Below are 18,311 nucleotides of genomic sequence, written 5' to 3'. Positions count from 1 at the left end.
AACGTGGGCGTGCGAGCGCCCCCTGACGGGGCCGTACCCTTGTTGACGTGGACACGATCGACCGAGAGACCCCCGCGGCGCACAGCGACTCCGACGACCAGGTGGCGCGTAGCTACGAGGTACGCACGTTCGGCTGCCAGATGAACGTGCACGACTCCGAGCGACTGTCCGGTCTGCTCGAGGATGCCGGATACACCAAGGCGAAGCCGGGGGCCGAGCCCGACCTGCTGGTGTTCAACACCTGCGCCGTCCGCGAGAACGCCGACAACAAGCTGTACGGCACCCTCGGCATGCTCCGACCCACCAAGGCCTCGCACCCGGGCATGCAGATCGCCGTCGGGGGCTGCCTGGCGCAGAAGGACCGCGAGACCGTGGTCAAGAAGGCGCCCTGGGTGGACGTGGTGTTCGGCACCCACAACATCGGCTCGCTGCCCACCCTGCTCGACCGGGCCAGGCACAACCAGCGGGCCGAGGTGGAGATCCTCGAGTCGCTCGAGGCCTTCCCCTCCACCCTGCCCGCCAAGCGGGAGTCCGCCTACGCGGGCTGGGTGTCCATCTCGGTCGGCTGCAACAACACCTGCACGTTCTGCATCGTGCCCGCGCTTCGCGGCAAGGAGGTGGACCGTCGTCCCGGCGACATCCTCGCCGAGGTGCAGGCCCTGGTCGACGAGGGTGTCCTCGAGGTCACCCTGCTCGGGCAGAACGTCAACTCCTACGGCGTCTCCTTCGCCGACCCCGAGGTCCCCCGCGACCGGGGCGCCTTCGCCGCCCTGCTGAGCGCCTGCGGGAACATCGAGGGTCTGGAGCGGGTCCGCTTCACCTCCCCGCACCCCGCCGAGTTCACCGACGACGTGATCGAGGCGATGGCCACCACACCCAACGTCTGCCCGCAGCTGCACATGCCGCTGCAGTCCGGCTCCGACCGCGTGCTCAAGGCGATGCGCCGCTCCTACCGCAAGACCAAGTTCCTCGGCATCATCGAGAAGGTCCGCGCGGCCATGCCGCACGCCGCGATCACCACCGACATCATCGTCGGCTTTCCTGGCGAGACCGAGGAAGACTTCCAGGAGACCCTCGACGTGGTGCGGAAGGCCCGCTTCACCAGCGCCTTCACCTTCCAGTACTCCAAGCGTCCGGGTACCCCCGCCGCCGAGATGGAGGGCCAGCTGTCGAAGGCCGTCGTCCAGGAGCGGTACGAGCGGCTGATCGCGCTGCAGGAGCAGATCACCCTCGAGGAGAACCAGAAGCTGCTCGGCGCCGAGGTCGAGCTGCTCGTCGCCGCGGGCGAGGGCCGCAAGAACGAGGCGACCCAGCGGATGAGCGGCCGCGCCCGCGACGGCCGGCTGGTGCACTTCCGCCCGGAGGGCAGGCTCGACGGCGTCATCCGCCCCGGCGACGTGATCACCGCGACGATCACCGGCGCCGCCCCGCACCACCTGATCGCCGACGGCCCGGTGCTCAGCCACCGTCGCACCAGGGCGGGCGACTCGCACGAACGTGGCATCACCCCCAAGACGCCGCCCATCGGCGTGGGGTTGGGCCTACCGCAGATCGGCGCGCCCGCGCCGCTGCCAACCGCAACCGGATGTGGAGCATGAGCAAAGACGCGCACGAGGACCCCATCGAGCAGTACCGCAAGGACATCGACGCGGCCGAGCGGAAGGTCGCCGGGGAGATCGACCCCGGGATGCGCGCTGTCGTCGTCGCGGTGGCCGTGCTGGTGCTCCTGCTCTCGTTCATGCTGCCCCACGCCGGGTCCGCGAACGGGTGGGACGTGCTCGCGGGCGACGACACCGCCATCGCGGAGTCGATCGCGCTGCCGTCCCGCATATTCGTGTGGCTCGCCATGGTGTTCGGCGTCGGGGTGAGCGTGCTGGCACTGGTCACCCGCCGCTGGGCGCTGGCCTGGATCGCGTCGGCCGGCTGCGCGGTGGCCTTCGTGTTCGGCATGCTGGCCATCTGGTCGCGGCAGACGCTGCCCCCGACCAGCACGGGCGGCGGGCCCGGCATCGGCCTGATCCTCGGCTGGATCGCGGTGCTGGTGCTGACCTTCCACTGGCTCAAGGTGGTCTGGAGCCGCACCTCCCTGCAGCTGGCCGCGGAGCAGGAACGCAGGCAGAAGACGGCCGAGGCCGAGCAGCGGACGATCTGGGGCGACCAGAAGGATTGAGCAGCCTGACCGGATTCGTCCGGCGCGGCGCCGTCGCTGCCGTCATGCTGGGTCGGTGCGCAGTCGTCATCAGGATGTAGTCGCCGCGGATCGCGCCATGAGCGCCGTGCCGCCTGGCGCCGGTGCTGCCGCCATGGCGACCGGGATCGTGTCGGTCGCGCTGCACCTGGCGGGCATCGAGTGGTTCTCCAGGATCTGGCTTGCCATCGGGGTCGGCATCTGGGCGGTGCTCGTCGGCGTCTTCCTCATGCGGTTGGTCGGTGACCGGGCCCGCTGGGTGGCGGAGGCCGACACCCCGGCCGCACTGACTGCGGTCGCTGCGACCACGGTCCTTGGCACCCGGGTCATCCTGCTCGGCTGGCACGCGATCGCGGTGCTCGCGCTGTGCCTGGCCGCCCTGGTGTGGGCGGTGCTGATGCCCGCGGTGATCGGGCACTGGACCGGACCGACCGTCGGGGCGCACTTCCTGCTGTGCGTGGCGACCCAGGGACTGGTGGTCCTCGGCGCGACCCTCGCGGTGGCGCTCCCGGCGTCCTGGCTCACCCCGGTGGCGGCGGCGACCTTCGTCCTCGGAATGATCGCGTACCTCGTGGTGCTGTCGCGGTTCTCGTTCTCACAGTTCAAGACCGGCGCGGGCGACCACTGGGTGTGCGCGGGCGGACTGGCCATCAGCGCTCTGGCGGCGGGAAAGCTCATCGTCGCGATGGACGCGGCCGGCTGGAATGGCTGGCCGCACACCGTGATCCGGGTCGCGGCTGCGGTGATCCTGGCCCTGGATCTCGCCGGGTACCTGGCACTGGTGATCTGTGAGGTGCGGTGGCCCCGCCTGGGATTCGACGTCCGGCGCTGGTCAACCGCGTTTCCGATGGGGATGACCGCCGCGGCCACCATCACGGTCGCCGACGCGATCGGAGCGCCCTGGCTCAGATCGATCGGGATGACGCTGATCTGGCCCGCGGTGGCGGTGTGCGTGATCCTGCTGGTGGCCTCGGCCCGGCACCTGGTGTCCGCGGGATCCGCGGACACCAGCGCCGGCTAGAGTCCGTTGACCGCGCCCTCGGCGGCCTCGGCCCACTCGCGCCACTGCTGTGCCTGGGCGAGGGCCTTCTCCGCGTCCTTGGTCTTGCCCGCGGCGGTCGCCTTCGCGGCCTGGTCCTCGAACTGCGCGACCCGCTCGCGGAACTGGGCGGCCCTGGCCATGGCCTCGGGATCGGTCCGGCGCCACTGGGAATCGACGGCGTCGCGGACCTTCTTCTCGATCGCGCGCAGCTTGCCCTCGAGATCGTGCATGCGCTCGCGCGGCACCTTCCCGATGGCGTCCCACTTGTCCTGCAGGTCCCGCAGCGCGGCGCGGGCGGCCTCGAGGTCCCTCTCGGGATTGATGTCGCCGAACTCGCGCAGCAACGCCTCCTTCGCGGTGGCGTTCTCGTCGAACTCGGCGTCGCGCTCGGACGCCGCGGCGTTGCGGGCGGCGAAGAACACGTCCTGGGCGCCCTTGAATCGCTTCCACAGGGCGTCGTCGGCATCGCGCGGCGCCCGGCCCGCGGCCTTCCACTCGGTCAGCAGATCACGGAAGGCGGCGGCCGTCGGGCCCCAGTCGGTGGAGTCGGACAGCGCCTCGGCGCGGACCACGAGCTCCTCCTTGACGACCTTCGCGGAGGCACGATCGCGGTCGAGTTCCGCGAAATGCGCGCCGCGACGCCGGTTGAACGCCTCCCTGGCCTTCGAGTACCGCTTCCAGAGCGCGTCGTCGACCTTGCGGTCCACCCCGCGGATCGTCTTCCACTCGTCGAGGATCTCGCGCAGCCGATCGCCCGCGGCCTTCCACTGGGTGGACTCGGCGCCGATCTGCTCGGCCTCCGCGGCGAGCTCCTCCTTGCGGTGGGTGTGCTCCTCCCGCTCGTGCTCGCGTTCGACCTTCGCGGCCGCCGCGGCCTGATCGGATTCGGCGACGATCACGTCCAGCCTGCGGGCGAGCGCATCGATGTCGCCGATCACCGCGGCCGTCGGCAGCGACTCCGCGAGCGCGACGGCGGCGGCCTTGGTCTTCTTCGCGTCGCCCGCACCCGAGGCGAGCCGGGCCTCCAGCAATCCGACCTCGGTGGCCAGGTCGTCGTATCGGCGACCGAAGTGGGCCAGGCCCTCGGCCGCGTCGCCGGCCTGCCACGAACCGATCTGGCGCTCGCCGTCGGTGGTCTTGACCCAGGCGGTGCCGTCCTCGTCCACCCGCCCGAAGAGGCTCGGGTCGCTCGGCGGAGCCAGGGTGGGCGGGTGCGCCACGGCGGGGGCGGGCCCGGCGGCCGACGGCTTGATCGCGCCGGGCTTGGGGGCGCCGGGCTTGGGCGCTCCTGGCTTCGGGGCGCCTGGCTTGGGTGCGCTGCTGTCGGTCATGACTCCTCATCTCTGCCGCGCGTCACGGCTGCCGTTGCGTCGTAGGTCTCAGTGCCATTCGTACATGTGGGTTCCATTCAACCCGCTGCACGTGGCCAGGACTATTGAAACAGGTCAGACCCCGAAGTCGGGGATTCCGCCGTCGACTACCGTGGCCCAGTGTGTTCACCGCCGCGGCTCTCGTCCCCTCGCCACCCCTGCTGATACCCGAGTTGGCGGGCGGCGCTGCTGCCGAGACGGACGAGCTGCGGCTGGCCTCGAAGGACGTGGCCGCACGGCTCGGCGCGCTCTCGACTCGCTGGACCGCGATCGGCGTCGGACGCACCGAATGCGAGATCCCGGCGACCACGGCGGGCACCTTCCGCGGCTACGGGGCCGACGTGCGGGTCGCGCTGTCGCCCGCCGCCTCGGCTCTGGACCCGGAGCTGCCGCTGGCCGCGTTGATGGCCGGCTGGCTGCGAGCCGCGGCGCCCGCCGAGACCGTCGTGGACGCGATCCTCGTGGCCGAGGACACCTCGCCGGTGTACTGCGCCGAACTCGGCGCCCGGCTGCGTGATCGCCTCGAGGCCGACCCCCGACCCCACGGCGTGTTGGTGATCGCCGACGGCGCCCGGACGCTCACGGCCAAGGCGCCGGGCTCGTTCGACGAGCGGGCGCCCGAGGCGCAGGCCGAGCTGGACCGGGCACTGGACTCCGGCGACACCGAGTACCTGGCGGAGCTCGATCCGGTGGCCTGTCTCGACATCGGGATCGAGGGGCGTGCGGCCTGGCAGGTGCTCGCCGGGCTGTTCGGGGGCGCACCGAGCGAGTGCCGGACCTACTACCGGGGCGCGCCCTATGGCGTCGGCTACCACGTCGGGATGTGGTTGCCGTGACCGCGCGCACACCCGTACCCGTCGCGGTGGTCGGCCCGACCGCGACCGGGAAGTCGGACCTCGGACTCGACCTCGCGGAGCGGCTCGGCGGCGAGATCGTCAACATCGACGCGATGCAGCAGTACCGCGGCATGGACATCGGCACCGCCAAGCTGCCACCGGATCAGCGTCGCGGCATCTCGCACCACCAGCTCGACGTGCTCGACGTCACGGAGACGGCCACCGTCGCGAACTACCAGAGTTCGGCGAGGGCTGACGTGGAGGCGATCGCCGCCCGCGGCGCGGTGCCGATCATCGTCGGCGGTTCGATGATGTACGTGCAGTCCCTGCTCGACGACTGGTCGTTCCCCGCCACCGATCCCACGGTGCGGGCGCGCTGGGAGGCCGTGCTGGCCGAGCGCGGGGTGGCGGGGGTGCACGCGGAACTCCTCAAGGCGGACCCCGAGGCCGCCGCGACGATCCTGCCGACCGACGGCAGGCGGATGGTCCGGGCCCTCGAGGTCGTCGAGCTCACCGGCAGGCCGTTCGCGGCCTCCGCGCCGGCCATCGGCGAACCGCGTTGGGGGACCGTTATTCTCGGTGTGGATCGCGACACCGCGGAGCTCGACGAACGAATCGGGCTGCGCACCCGGTTGATGTTCGACGGCGGTCTCGTCGAGGAGGTTCTCGGCCTGATCGAGGTGGGACTGCGCAAGGGTGTGACGGCCCCGCGGGCCATCGGCTACGCCCAGGTGCTGGCCGCTCTCGACGGCGAGTACGACATGGACGAGGCCAGGGAACGGACCCTGATCGGGACCAGGCGGTACGTCCGCAGGCAGCGTTCCTGGTTCCGGCGCGACCGGCGGGTGCACTGGCTCGACGGCGGCGACCGCGATGTGATCTCTAGAGCAATGACGATTGTGGGGAGCCAGTGAGCAAGAAGCCGGTGAGCAGACTCGCGGCCCGCGAGGCGCGGGTCACGGTGCGCAATGCGCGCTTTCAGCAATGGGAGTCGTACCTGAACACCCGCGCCAAGCGGACGAAGTCGGCGCGGTTCCTGATCCAGGGCGTGCGACCACTGACGCTCGCGATCGAGCACGACTGGCCGTTGGAGGCGCTGCTGTACCGGATCGACGGGCCACCGCTCTCGTCCTGGGCCCGCGGAGTGCTCGACGGTTGGCAGCACGAGAAGGTCGGCGTCAGTGGCGAACTCATGGCGGAGCTGGGGGAGAAGGACGCCTCACCCGAACTGATCGCGGTCGCGAAGCAGCGGCATCGCGGGCTGGGTTCGCTCGACCTCGCCGGTGCGTCGCCCCTGCTCGTGGTGTTCGACCGGCCGTCCTCGCCCGGCAACCTGGGCACCCTCATCCGGTCGGCCAATGCCTTCGGCGCGGACGCGGTGATCGTCGCCGGGCACGCGGCCGATCCGTACGACCCGCAGTGCGTGCGCGCCTCCACGGGATCGCTGTTCGCGGTGCCGGTGCTGACGGCCTCCGACGCGGACGAGGTGCTGGCCTACCGGGCGCGGGTCCGCGAGGCCGGCACCGAGCTGCGGATCGTCGGCACCGACGAGGAGGGCGATGTGCCGATCTTCGAGCACGACTTCACCGGCGGCACGATCCTGGTCATCGGCAACGAGACCCGCGGGATGAGCGCCTCCTGGCGCGCGGCCTGCGACGTCACAGTGAGCATCCCGATCGGCGGTGCGGCCAGCTCCCTCGGCGCGCCGAGCGCGGGCGCGGTCTGCCTCTACGAGATCGCGAGGCAGCGCGGATGAGCGACGAGTGGGATTCGGATTGGACGTCGCACCCGGACGGGTCGTCGGCGGCGCTCGCGGGCCGGCTCGCCGCCCGGATGGCGCTGTTCGCCGGGGTCGGCGAACCGTACCCGCCGCTCGGTAGCATGATCGGCATGGAATTCAGCAAGGGCCACGGCACCGAGAACGACTTCGTGGTGCTGCCGGACCTCGACGTGCGCCTGGATCTGCGCGCAGATCGGGTGGCCGCGCTGTGCGACCGGCGTCGCGGACTCGGCGCCGACGGCGTCCTGCGGGTCGCCAGGGCGGGCGCCCTTCGTGCGGCAGGCGTCCTCGACGCGCTGCCCGAGGGCGTCGGCGACGACGACTGGTTCATGGACTACCGCAACGGTGACGGCTCGATCGCCGAGATGTGCGGCAACGGGGTCCGGGTGTTCGCGCACTACCTCCGGGCCACCGGCCTCGAGGGATCCGCGGAGTTCGTCGTCGGTAGCCGCGCGGGCGCCAGGCCGGTGGTCGTGCACCGTTGCGACGGATGGACGGCCGACGTGAGCGTGGGCATGGGCACGGTCACCGAGCTCGGGACCTCCAGCGCCACCGTGGGCGGCCAGACGTTCACCGGGCTGGGCATCGACGTGGGCAATCCGCACCTGGCCTGCGTCGAGGAGTCGCTCACGGCCGACAAGCTCGCCGCGCTCGACCTGACCGCGGCGCCCGACTTCGCGGCGGACTTCTTCCCGCACGGGGTCAACATCGAGATCCTCACCCCGCTCGTCGACGGCGCCGTCGACATGCGCGTCTACGAGCGCGGGGTCGGCGAGACGCGGTCCTGCGGCACCGGCACCGTCGCGGCCGCCGCCGCCGCGCTGCGGGCCGACGGGCGCGAGGAGGGCGAGGTCCGGGTGCGGGTGCCGGGCGGTGAGGTCCTGGTCGCGGTGCGCGCCGGCGCCGCCGAACTGCGGGGGCCGTCGGTTCTTGTCGGTTCCGGGCGCATCGACGACGACTGGTGGAACGCGCTCGCGTAAATGCGCGTGCACCGGGAGGGTCGGTCGTGGGACCATGGATCCTGTATGACGAAAACACCGCGTATCACGAAGACACCGATCCTCGACGACATCGACGCCGAGCACCACGACGGCGCCGACCACGACACCGACTGGGCGGGCCATGACCCCTCGGTCGGCGAGATGCAGTTGGACGAGCGCGCCGCGCTGCGCCGGGTCGCCGGACTGTCCACCGAACTCACCGACGTCACCGAGGTCGAGTACCGACAACTCCGCCTCGAGAGGGTGGTGCTGGTCGGCGTCTGGACCCACGGCACGGCCGAGCAGGCAGAGGCGAGCATGGCCGAGCTGGCCGCGCTCGCCGAGACCGCGGGTTCGGAGGTGCTCGAGGGGCTGGTGCAGCGCCGCGACAAGCCCGACGCCGCCACCTACATCGGCTCCGGCAAGGCCAACGAACTGCGTGAGGTGGTGCTCGCCACCGGCGCCGACACCGTCATCGCCGACGGTGAGCTGACCCCGGCGCAGCTCAACGCGCTGGAGAAGGTCGTCAAGGTCAAGGTCATCGACCGGACAGCGCTGATCCTCGACATCTTCGCCCAGCACGCCACCTCCAGCGAGGGCAAGGCGCAGGTCGCGCTGGCTCAGATGCAGTACATGCTGCCGCGGCTGCGCGGCTGGGGTGAGTCGATGTCCCGGCAGGCGGGTGGTCGCGCGGGCAAGGACGGCGGCGTGGGAACGCGCGGACCGGGCGAGACCAAGATCGAGACCGACCGTCGCCGGATCCGGGAGCGGATGGCGAAGCTGCGCCGCGAGATCAAGGAGATGAAGGGCGCCCGCGACACCAAACGCACCCAGCGTCTGCGCAACGAGGTGCCCTCGGTCGCGATCATCGGTTACACCAACGCGGGCAAGTCCAGCCTGCTCAACTCGCTCACCGGTGCGGGCGTGCTGGTGCAGAACGCACTCTTCGCCACCCTCGACCCGACCACCCGCAAGGCGGAGTTCGAGGACGGCCGCCAGTACGTGCTGACCGACACCGTCGGCTTCGTCCGGCACCTGCCGACCCAGCTGGTCGAGGCGTTCCGGTCGACGCTCGAGGAGGTGGCCGACGCCGACCTGCTGCTGCACGTGGTCGACGGCTCCGACCCGCTGCCGACCGATCAGATCAAGGCGGTGCGCGAGGTGGTCACCGAGGTGCTCCGCGAGACCGATTCGCCTGCGCCGCCCGAGCTGTTGGTGGTCAACAAGATCGACGCCGCGGATCCGGTGATGCTCACCCAGTTGCGGGGGCTGCTGCCCGGTGCGGTGTTCGTCTCCGCGCGGACCGGCGAGGGGATCGCCGAGCTGCGGGAGTGCCTCGCGGAGATTGTGAAGGCGCCGGAGGTGGAGGTCACCGTGCTGGTGCCGTACACCCGCGGCGACCTGGTGGCCCGCATCCACTCAGATGGGCGAATTCTCGGGTCTTCGCACGAGGCGGAAGGCACACTGGTCCGCGCGAAGGTGCCGGAGGCGCTGGCCTCCGCACTCCAGGAGTACCGACACAGCGCCTGACCGGACGGGAACGGACATGACGGAACCGGGCGCTGCTGCCTGTCTCGACGCCGCGGGCACCGCGGCCGGATCCTGCTGGTGCGCCGATGCGTAGCCGGCTGGCGGTACTCGCGCTGGCGGTGGTCGGGTCGGCCGTGGTGACCGCGGCCTCGGCCGGGGCCGCGCCGGGGTCGAGCGGTTCCGCCGGCTCCTCGACCGGTTCCGAGGCGTCCGACGCGCGTTTCGAGACGCTCTGCACCCCAACCGATCCCGGGCTCGCGGAGATCTCCGGACTGGTCTCCACCGGTGAGACGATCTACGCCATCGGTGACAGTGGCACCGACGACGAGGTGTGGGTGCTCGACAACCAGTGCCAGGTCGCAGGCACGGTGGCGGTTCCGCCGACCCCGGTCGACGTCGAGGACATGGCCATGGTGGGCGGTCGGCTCTGGCTCTCGGACACCGGCGACAACCTCAAGGTCCGCCAGCAGGTGTCGCTGACCGACCTGGACCACGTCACCGGCGCGGGCGCGATGCACCTGCTGACCTACCCGGACGGCCCGCACGATGCGGAGACGCTGCTGGTCGGCCGCGATGGCCGACCGGTGATCGTCACCAAGGAGATCCTCGCGGCCAGCGGCATCTACCGACCGGCCGGCGGCGCGACGCTGGACGAGCTCGGCCCGGGCCCGGCGCCGCTGCAGCGCATCGGGCAGATCGCCTACGCGCCCACCGACACTCCCGGCAGCCCGATGCCGGTCGCGGGATCGATCCTGGTCACCGGCGGCGCGGTCAGCGCCGACGGCCGGGTCGTCGCGGTGCGCACCTACACCGACGTCTACCTCTACCCTGCGCCCGACGGCGATATCGCGGCCGCGCTGACCGGCGCGACGCCGGTGCGGGTCCCGATGCCGGATCAGCCGCAGGGTGAGGCCATCGCGTTCACCCCGGACGGCGACCTGCTCAGCGCGTCCGAGGCGAACGGCGGTCCGCTGCCGCCGATTCAGGTCCTGCGCGGCGCCACCGGACTGGTCGACCTCGGTGCGTAGCCGCCTCGCGGCGGTGGTCGTCACGGTCCTGGGTTCGGCCGTTCTCTGCGCGATGCCCGCGGTGGCGCAGCCGAGCTCGGCCCCCGGGGCGATCGAGACCGTCGATGCCGTCTTCGAGAACTTCTGCACTCCAACGGATCCCGCGTTGGAGGAGGTGTCCGGTCTGGCCGTCACCGACGACGGGATCTACGCGGCCGCCGACAGCGGGACGGACGATGCGGTCCGGGTCCTCGACGATCAGTGCCGGGTGACGGGCACGCTGCCCCTGCCCGTCGACCCGTTCGACGTGGAGGACCTCGCACAGGCTGACGGGCGGTTGTGGCTCTCGGACACCGGCGACAACGCCGGTGCGCGGACCACCGTCGCGCTGACCGACATGGACACCGGCACCGGCGCGGGCACGCTGCGCCGGCTCACCTATCCCGACGGCGCCCGCGACGCGGAGGCGATCCTCATGGGCAGCGACGGGGTCCCGGTGCTCGTGACGAAGGAGCTGTTCGGCGCGAGCGGCATCTACCGTCCCGCCGGTGCACTGCGCGCCGAGCAGTTGCCGAGCCCGGGACCCACCGGTTTGGAGCGGGTGGGGCAGATCGGATTCGAGCCCACCGAGACGCCGGGCGGCCCGGTCCCGTTCGCTGCCTCGACCATGATCACCGGCGGCGCTGTCGGCGCGGACGGCACGGTGGTGGCGCTGCGTACATACACCGACGTGTACCTGTACCCGGCGCCGGACGGCGACGTCGTGGCGGCGCTGACGGGTGCCGAACCGATCAGGGTGCCGATGCCGGACCAGCCGCAGGGCGAGGCCATCGCCTTCACCCCGGCAGGCGACCTGCTCAGCGCGTCCGAGGCGAACGGCGGACCGCTGCCCCCGATCCGGGTCCTGTACGGAGCGACCGGGCTGGTCACCCCCGCGGCCGGGGAGGTGGGGGTCGCGCTGCAGGTCGACCCCACGGCGCTGATCGCCGCGGGCGTCGGCGCCGGGCTCGTGGTCGCCCTCGGCGGCGTGCTGTGGTGGCGGATCCGCTCGCGGCGTCGACGGAACTGAACAGTTGTCGGGTTCGGGTCGGTAGGCTCCATGCCGATTCACACGTCAGCCGAACGGCGGACAACTCTCACAGCGGCGAAGGGCAAGCTCCAGATGTTCAACATTGCGGTCAAGAAGGGGCACGAGAACGTGTCGCTGCTCGGTATCGGCGCCTACCGGCCCCAGCGGATCGTCAGCAACGCCGAGGTGTGCGAGGTACTCGACTCGTCGGACGAGTGGATCTACGAGCGCAGCGGCATCCGCAACCGTCGGTGGATCAGCGGCGACGAGACCGCAAAGTCGATGGCCGTTGCCGCGGCCGAGCGGGCGATCAAGAACAGCGGCATCGACAAGGAGCAGATCGGCGCGCTCGTCCTCGCCACCGGCAGCTGGAAGACGAAGATCCCGCACGGCGCCCCGCAGGTGGCGCACGAACTGGGCATCAACGGCATCGCGGCGTTCGACCTCGCGTCCGGCTGTGGCGGCTTCGGCTATGGTCTGGGCGTTGCCACCGACATGATCCGGTCCGGTTCGGCCGAGTATGTCCTGGTCATCGGTGTCGAGACCATGTCCGTGGTGATGGAACCGACCGACCGCAACACCGCCTTCATCTTCGGCGACGGCGCGGGTGCTGTTGTGGTCGGCCCCAGCGAGCGGAACGGCATCTCGCCGACGGTGTGGGGTAGCGACGGCGAGAACTCCGCCGCCATCAGCCAGAACTACGACATCCCCGCGTACATGGACCGCGCGGAGGCCCTGCAGGCACAGGGCGCGGACGCCGAGCAGATCGGTCGCATGGTGGTGTCGATGGAGGGCCCCCGCGTGTTCCGGTGGGCGGCGATCACCCTGCCCAAGGCCCTCGGCAGCATCCTGTCGGAGTCAGGCGTCGCGATCGAGGACATCGAGGTATTCGTCCCGCACCAGGCGAACGCCCGGATCAACGACCTCATGAAGAAGAACCTGGGCCTCGGGGACGACGTGCCCGTCGCGAACGACATCGAGAACACCGGCAACACCTCCGCCGCGTCGATTCCGCTCGCTATGGAGGAGATGCTGGTGACGGGCAAGGCAAAGGGCGGACAGCTCGCCCTGCTGCTCGGCTTCGGCGCCGGACTGAGCTACGCGGGCCAGGTCGTCACGTTGCCGCCGGTGCCCGTCGAAACGAGCTTCTGACCGATCAGGGCGTTGCCGTAGCGGGTGAGCTGGCGGCGGGGATGCGGGCCTCGCGGGTCAGCCGTCGGCGAGCCAATTGCCGTGGAACCCATAGGGAACCCGGCTGGGCAGGTGGATGGTCGCCATGGGCGGCGCGGCGAGCTCGCCCGCATCGAGGATGACCAGATCACTGCGATCGCTGTCGGCGTTGTAGAGATAGGTCATGAGATAGCCGTCGCCGCCGGGGTTTTCATCGGCGGCGACGAATGACGCCTCGGCCGGAATCCGGCCGGGGCCGAATTCGTGAGCCGAGCTGACACCCTTGTGTAAGTCGTAGAGGATCAGTGCGCCACTGCTGCCCGAGACGCTGGCATGCCCGAATCGGGTGTCGAGACCGGCGAGCCGATCGTCGATCCGAGGAAATTCCGCGACACGGTCGTCGAGCTGCTCCTCCCGAACCGTTCCGGTGACCAGATCGATGGTCCAGCGCCACAGTGTGGCCTGCTTGAAGTCGTGTGAATCGGCCCGCCACATGCTCGGATACCGCATGACGTGCAGGACGATTCGGCCGGGCTCGTCGTGCGCGTTGAGTGCATGGAAGACATAGCAAGGGTCGATCGGGAACCAGCGGATCTCACCGTACGGATCATCGCGGCGCAGTACGCCGAGCCGGGCCTGATAGTCGTCGTTCCACCGGAACGGCATACCCGTCCCGGCTTGCGCGGACTCGAGGTCGAAACACACCGGCAGATCCATGAATACGACGTGCTGCGCGGTGAGATTGAAGTCGTGGTGCATGGTGGCGGCCGGCACCTCGACCGTACGACTCACGTCGAGGTTGCCGGCGGCATCGGCGCGGTGATAGGTCAGATACGGCTCGAAAACGTCGTATCCGAAGAAGTGCAGTTCACCCGTGATCGGGCACGTCTTGGGGTGCGCGGTCACAGCGGTCGTCAGTTTGCCGTCGAAGTCGTGCGGGCCGACAGTGTCCAGGTCGCAGGTCAATTCGTAGGGGTAGGAGGATTCGACCAGTGCGAGGGTGCGCCCCGCGTGCCGGATGACGTGGGTATTGGCCACGCCGGCAACGAGATCCCGATTGCCCCGACTGTCACGACCACGTGCGCCCTCGGTGAAGGTCGTGGTGCGGACCCACCGGTTGCGGTAGGAGACGGCACGTCCGCCTTCGAGACGCACGCCGTGCACCATGCCGTCGCCGAGGAACCAGTGCTTTGAGGCCGCGGCGTGAGGGTTGGGGCCGTTGCGCAGGTACCAGCCTGTCAACTCGGCGGGGATGGTTCCGGTGACAGGCAATTCGTAGGCAGTGAGTTCCTCGGTAACCGGTGCGTAATTGCCGGTCAGATGCGGGACGGTCATTGTCCGTACCTGTTCTTTCGAAGGGACTGGTGAAGGGTCAGGCTGCGGGCTGGCCGAGTAGCTTCGCCTTGGCCCGGATGTGGGCGACGTAGCGGAGGGTGAACACCACCGGGACGACGAAGGCCAGCACCTGCACCGTGGTGCGCAGGCCCGAGGAGGAATGGGCGAGCGCGGTCAGTGCGATGCAGCCGATCGCGAAGCTCGCCGTCCACACCGAGGTCAGGATGTAGGCGGTCCGGATGAACATCGGCTGATCCCAGAACTCCTGCGGCGTGGTCTGCTTGGCGATCGGCAGGGTGAACGGCACCCGCACCAGTAGCGAGACGCCGGCGATCAGCGCGAGCACCCCGGAAGAGATCGCTGGCATGTACGGATGCAGCGCGGTGTCCGGATCTGTGAGCGCCAGGACCGTCAGCGCCGTGAAGAACACCGCCGACCCGATATCGATGATCAGCGCGTCCCATCGCTGCCCGGCGCGGATCTGCTGTGCGATACCGGCCAGCGCGATGACGAGCGCGATCACCGCGGACCACTGCCAGTGCTGCGATGGAATCACGGCGTAGACGATCCACGGGGCGAAAGTGCGAAGGTACGTCATCTCGTCAGGCTCCTCGCCGTTGACATTCCAGTTCTGACATGTCAAACAATGAGCCTCCATACTCGACATGTCAATACTGGAATGTAGAGTGAATGGCATGAGTCTCCGCTACGCGCTGCTAGGGCTGCTGTCCGATCGACCGGCCAGCGGCTACGACCTGCTGCGGCGCTTCAAGGAGTCCCTCGCGAACGTGTGGCCCGCGACCCAGAGTCAGATATATACCGAGCTCACCAAACTCGCCGATACCGGCCTGATCGCCGTCACCGACGAGGGTCCGCGCGGGCGCAAGGAATACACGATCACCGACGCCGGGCTCGACGACCTGCGCACCTGGCTCACCACCACGAAACCCAAGCGGGTGGCGCGGAACGAAATGCTGCTGCGCGTGTTCTTCCTCGGCGTCGACTCCCAGGAGCATGCTCGCCAGTACCTCCGCGATATCGAGGAGCGCTCACTCAAAGCACACGGCGAGCTGGCCGCGCTGAAGGCAACCATCGACTGGGACGACACCGATCTGTCGGTCTACGGTCGGATCGCCATGGAGTGGGGCGAACGCTTCCACACCATGAACCGCGAGTGGGCGGAGTGGGCGCAAACCCAGCTACCGCCCCGCGCCAGTAGCCGGACCTGATTCGACGCCGAGGTCACGCCAGCGCCGGCGGCCACGATTGTCCGATTGGTGTCGGGACCGGACCGGTCGTGATACTGGTCCGATGTACGCCAATGCCGTGCTGAGCGCGCTCTCGCAGGTGTCGATGACCGGCGCCGTTGCAGCGACCGCTGTTGTCGTTCTGGGGGTGGGAGGGCTTGCCGGCGCGAGCACGGCGCTGCGAGGGGTCTCGATTCGGGTGCGTGGGACGGTCGCGGGCCTCGCCGTGGCGACATCCGCCTGCATCGCGGTCGCGGTGTGGTCGGCACTGCGACCGCTGCCCCCTCAACTGTCGGTGCAGAGCTGTCTGGGGATCGCGGTCGGCCTCTTCGGTGTGTTCGCGGCCGCGGTCTGCCTCCTTCGTTCCCGGGGTCGTGGGACGGTGGCGCTTGCGTTCGCGATGGCCGCATCGCTTCTCGCGTGCGGTGCCGGAGTGGTGAACGAGGATCTCGGAACCTTTCCCACCCTCGGTGCGGTGATCGGCCATCGTGCGCCCCCCGGCGCTCTGGCGACGGATTTCGCCGCGGTGCCAGGGCCACAGGCCGAGGTCCAGACGGGTGATCCCGTGGCCAGTGTCTGGCGACGGCCGTTGCGCTCGGCCCGGGACGGGATGCTCACGCACGTCGAGATCCCGGGCGCGGTGTCGGGTTTCGCGTCACGGCCCGCGCTGCTCTACCTGCCGCCCGCCTATCTGGATTCCCCGCGGGCGATGCTTCCTGTGCTGGTACTCGTGGCGGGAAATCCCGGGAAGCCGGACGACTGGCTCACCCTCGGCGCTCTGGCCGAGACGGTCACGGCATTCGCCGCCGAACACGACGGACTCGCCCCGGTCGTCGTGGTCCCGGACGCGCTCGGTGCCACCGATGCCTTGCCGCTGTGCCTGGATTCACAGCTCGGAAACGTGGACACCTATCTGGCGCGGGACGTGCCGGACTGGATCGCCGGCCACCTCCAGGTGGACAACGATCCCGCGCACCGGGCGATCGGGGGCTTCTCCTATGGCGGGACCTGCTCGGTCCAGCTGGCGGTCCGCCACCCGGACGTCTATCCGACCTTCGTGGACATTTCGGGCCAGGACGAGCCGTCCCTGGGTGACCACACGAGCACAGTTGCCGTGACGTTCGGGGGCGACGAGTCCGCGTTCGCTGCGGTCAACGCGCGCGACCTGCTGGCCGTGACCCCCATGCCGCAGCTGGCCGGGGTGTTCGTGTCGGGCAGCGGTGACGAGGAGTACCGACCCCAACAGCAGCGCATGTTCGCGGCAGCGAGGTCCGCCGGGATGAACGCCCGTTACTACGAGCTGCCCGGGGGCCACAGCCCGCAGGTGTGGGGACCAGCGCTGGCCCGCGAGCTCGACTGGGTCGCCGAGCGCACGGGCTTGCTCGCGCAGTAGAACGACGGGCGTTGTTCGTAACCGGTGGCCAGGTCACCACCGAAGGCTCAGGATGTACTCATGGACCCGGTCGAAGCGTTGCGGGAGATCGCGTACTGGCTCGAGCGATCGCGGGCCGAGACGCACCGCGTCAAGGCCTACCGCCGCGCCGCGGACGTCGTCGAGGCTCTGAGTGACGAGCAGCGGGACCGGCTCGGCCGCACCGGTACCTGGGCCGCGCTGAGCGGGATCGGGCCGAAGACGGCCGCGGTGATCGCGGAGGCGTATGCGGGCGGAGTGCCCGCCTACCTGACCGAGGTGAAGTCGAAGGCCGGCCAGATCGGTGAGGGTGGGCGGGCGCTGCTCGCGGCGCTGCGCGGCGACCTGCACACGCACTCGGACTGGTCCGATGGCGGTAGCCCCATCGGGGAGATGATGCGCCGGGCCGCGATGGTCGGGCACGAGTACTGCGCGCTGACCGACCATTCGCCGCGGTTGACGGTGGCGAACGGACTCTCCGCGGAGCGGTTGCGCCGACAGCTCGAGGTGGTGGCGGAGCTGAACTCGGAGCTCGCGCCGTTCCGCATCCTGACCGGGATCGAGGTGGACATCCTCGACGACGGCTCCCTGGACCAGGAGGAGGAGCTGCTCGCCGAACTCGATATCGTGGTCGCGAGCGTGCACTCGAAGCTCGCGATGGAGTCCGACGCGATGACCAGACGGATGGTGCGGGCCGTCGCGAACCCGCATGTGGACGTGCTCGGGCACTGCACCGGCAGGCTGGTCGAGGGCACTCGAGGGACCAGGCCGGAGTCGAAGTTCAACGCGGAGGTCGTGTTCGAGGCGTGCCGCCAGTTCGGCACGGCGGTGGAGATCAACAGCAGGCCGGAGCGCCGTGATCCGCCCGCGCGCCTGATCGAGCTGGCGCTCGAACGGGACTGCCTGTTCGCTATCGACACCGACGCGCACGCGCCCGGCCAGCTCGACTTCCAGGGATACGGGTGTGAGCGGGCTCAGGCGGCCGGGGTCGGGGCCGAACGGGTGGTCAATACCTGGACCGCCGACGATCTGATCGCCTGGACCCGGCAGTAGATCCTCCGGTCACTCCTCGACGGTCGGCTCCGAAGCGCCCGCCCGCTTGGCCGGAATGCGTGCGGCAGTGGTCTTCTGAGTGACGCTCTTCTTTACCGGGGTGCGTGAGGTGGCCGCTGTCGCGGCGACCGCCTTTCGCGGAGCGGCCTTTCGTGCGGGTGCCTTCTTGGCTGGTGTCTTGGCCGCCGGTGTTTTCCTGGTGGGAGTCTCGGTGGCCGGAGTTTTGGCAGCCGGAGTTTTGATGGCCGGGGTCTTTCCGGTGGCCGCCTTCTTCGCGGTCCGCTTCCGAGCGG

Annotated in this window: 17 protein-coding genes; 14 read left to right on the top strand and 3 right to left on the bottom strand. The window is 70.0% G+C overall.

The genetic code is table 11. From position 1 onward, the window contains the following. Positions 1-47 precede the first annotated feature (47 nt). From miaB to FCG67_RS20840, 3 genes are all read left to right on the top strand, one after another. Positions 48-1,598: a tRNA (N6-isopentenyl adenosine(37)-C2)-methylthiotransferase MiaB gene (gene miaB / locus FCG67_RS20850; protein ID WP_136911553.1), complete on the top strand. Its 1,551-nt coding sequence runs from the start codon at positions 48-50 to the stop codon at positions 1,596-1,598. Further along, a complete protein-coding gene (locus tag FCG67_RS20845) occupies positions 1,595-2,170 on the top strand; it encodes an Rv2732c family membrane protein (RefSeq protein ID WP_097211219.1) in 576 nt (191 codons plus the stop codon). Before miaB ends, FCG67_RS20845 begins: the two co-directional genes overlap by 4 nt. Before the next feature lie 97 nt (positions 2,171-2,267). After that, positions 2,268-3,209 carry a tellurite resistance/C4-dicarboxylate transporter family protein gene (locus FCG67_RS20840; protein ID WP_136911552.1) on the top strand — a complete coding sequence of 314 codons (942 nt, stop codon included), beginning with the start codon at positions 2,268-2,270 and terminating at the stop codon, positions 3,207-3,209. Here FCG67_RS20840 and FCG67_RS20835 read toward each other — a convergent pair. After that, entirely contained in the window at positions 3,206-4,561 is a 1,356-nt protein-coding gene (locus FCG67_RS20835) for a DUF349 domain-containing protein (protein ID WP_136911551.1), read from the bottom strand. The two genes, FCG67_RS20840 and FCG67_RS20835, sit on opposite strands and share 4 nt — an antisense overlap. Positions 4,562-4,722: 161 nt before the next feature. On the opposite strand from FCG67_RS20835, the gene FCG67_RS20830 reads away from it, so the two are divergent. The 8 genes from FCG67_RS20830 to FCG67_RS20795 all read left to right on the top strand — a co-directional run bounded on the left by FCG67_RS20830 (position 4,723) and on the right by FCG67_RS20795 (position 12,954). After that, on the top strand, positions 4,723-5,436 hold the full coding sequence (locus FCG67_RS20830; RefSeq protein WP_136911550.1) for a class III extradiol dioxygenase subunit B-like domain-containing protein: 714 nt from the start codon (positions 4,723-4,725) through the stop codon (positions 5,434-5,436). After that, complete coding sequence (gene miaA, locus FCG67_RS20825; protein WP_136911549.1) at positions 5,433-6,350, top strand: tRNA (adenosine(37)-N6)-dimethylallyltransferase MiaA; 918 nt, start codon at positions 5,433-5,435, stop codon at positions 6,348-6,350. Before FCG67_RS20830 ends, miaA begins: the two co-directional genes overlap by 4 nt. Next, a complete protein-coding gene (locus FCG67_RS20820; protein WP_136911548.1) occupies positions 6,347-7,192 on the top strand; it encodes a TrmH family RNA methyltransferase in 846 nt (281 codons plus the stop codon). The genes miaA and FCG67_RS20820 overlap by 4 nt, the downstream gene beginning before the upstream one ends. A 134-nt stretch (positions 7,193-7,326) precedes the next feature. Beyond that, positions 7,327-8,196: a diaminopimelate epimerase gene (dapF, locus tag FCG67_RS20815; RefSeq protein WP_136911595.1), complete on the top strand. Its 870-nt coding sequence runs from the start codon at positions 7,327-7,329 to the stop codon at positions 8,194-8,196. Positions 8,197-8,241: 45 nt separating this feature from the next. After that, positions 8,242-9,726, top strand: coding sequence for a GTPase HflX (gene hflX, locus FCG67_RS20810; RefSeq protein ID WP_136911547.1), 1,485 nt, complete (start codon positions 8,242-8,244; stop codon positions 9,724-9,726). Positions 9,727-9,812: 86 nt separating this feature from the next. After that, on the top strand, positions 9,813-10,754 hold the full coding sequence (locus FCG67_RS20805; protein WP_136911546.1) for a hypothetical protein: 942 nt from the start codon (positions 9,813-9,815) through the stop codon (positions 10,752-10,754). Beyond that, positions 10,747-11,802 (top strand): hypothetical protein, encoded by a 1,056-nt coding sequence (locus tag FCG67_RS20800; protein ID WP_246045196.1) that lies wholly within the window; start codon positions 10,747-10,749, stop codon positions 11,800-11,802. The genes FCG67_RS20805 and FCG67_RS20800 overlap by 8 nt, the downstream gene beginning before the upstream one ends. A 93-nt stretch (positions 11,803-11,895) precedes the next feature. After that, positions 11,896-12,954, top strand: coding sequence for a beta-ketoacyl-ACP synthase 3 (locus FCG67_RS20795; protein ID WP_077043629.1), 1,059 nt, complete (start codon positions 11,896-11,898; stop codon positions 12,952-12,954). Between the two features lie 57 nt (positions 12,955-13,011). Here the strand turns inward: FCG67_RS20795 and FCG67_RS20790 are convergent, their stop codons facing one another. Further along, positions 13,012-14,307: a carotenoid oxygenase family protein gene (locus FCG67_RS20790; protein WP_136911545.1), complete on the bottom strand. Its 1,296-nt coding sequence runs from the start codon at positions 14,305-14,307 to the stop codon at positions 13,012-13,014. 37 nt (positions 14,308-14,344) lie between these two features. Then, positions 14,345-14,905 (bottom strand): hypothetical protein, encoded by a 561-nt coding sequence (locus FCG67_RS20785; protein ID WP_136911544.1) that lies wholly within the window; start codon positions 14,903-14,905, stop codon positions 14,345-14,347. Between the two features lie 97 nt (positions 14,906-15,002). Between FCG67_RS20785 and FCG67_RS20780 the strand changes: the two genes are divergently transcribed. The 3 genes from FCG67_RS20780 to FCG67_RS20770 all read left to right on the top strand — a co-directional run bounded on the left by FCG67_RS20780 (position 15,003) and on the right by FCG67_RS20770 (position 18,018). Further along, a complete protein-coding gene (locus tag FCG67_RS20780) occupies positions 15,003-15,536 on the top strand; it encodes a PadR family transcriptional regulator (RefSeq protein WP_136911543.1) in 534 nt (177 codons plus the stop codon). Positions 15,537-15,618: 82 nt separating this feature from the next. Then, positions 15,619-16,947 carry an alpha/beta hydrolase gene (locus FCG67_RS20775; RefSeq protein ID WP_136911542.1) on the top strand — a complete coding sequence of 443 codons (1,329 nt, stop codon included), beginning with the start codon at positions 15,619-15,621 and terminating at the stop codon, positions 16,945-16,947. Positions 16,948-17,007: 60 nt separating this feature from the next. Beyond that, positions 17,008-18,018 carry a PHP domain-containing protein gene (locus FCG67_RS20770; protein ID WP_136911541.1) on the top strand — a complete coding sequence of 337 codons (1,011 nt, stop codon included), beginning with the start codon at positions 17,008-17,010 and terminating at the stop codon, positions 18,016-18,018. Positions 18,019-18,311 lie beyond the last annotated feature (293 nt).

The organism is Rhodococcus oryzae (genome assembly GCF_005049235.1).
Taxonomy (GTDB): Bacteria; Actinomycetota; Actinomycetes; order Mycobacteriales; family Mycobacteriaceae; genus Rhodococcus_G; species Rhodococcus_G oryzae.
This window is presented reverse-complemented; position numbering and strand designations above follow the sequence as displayed.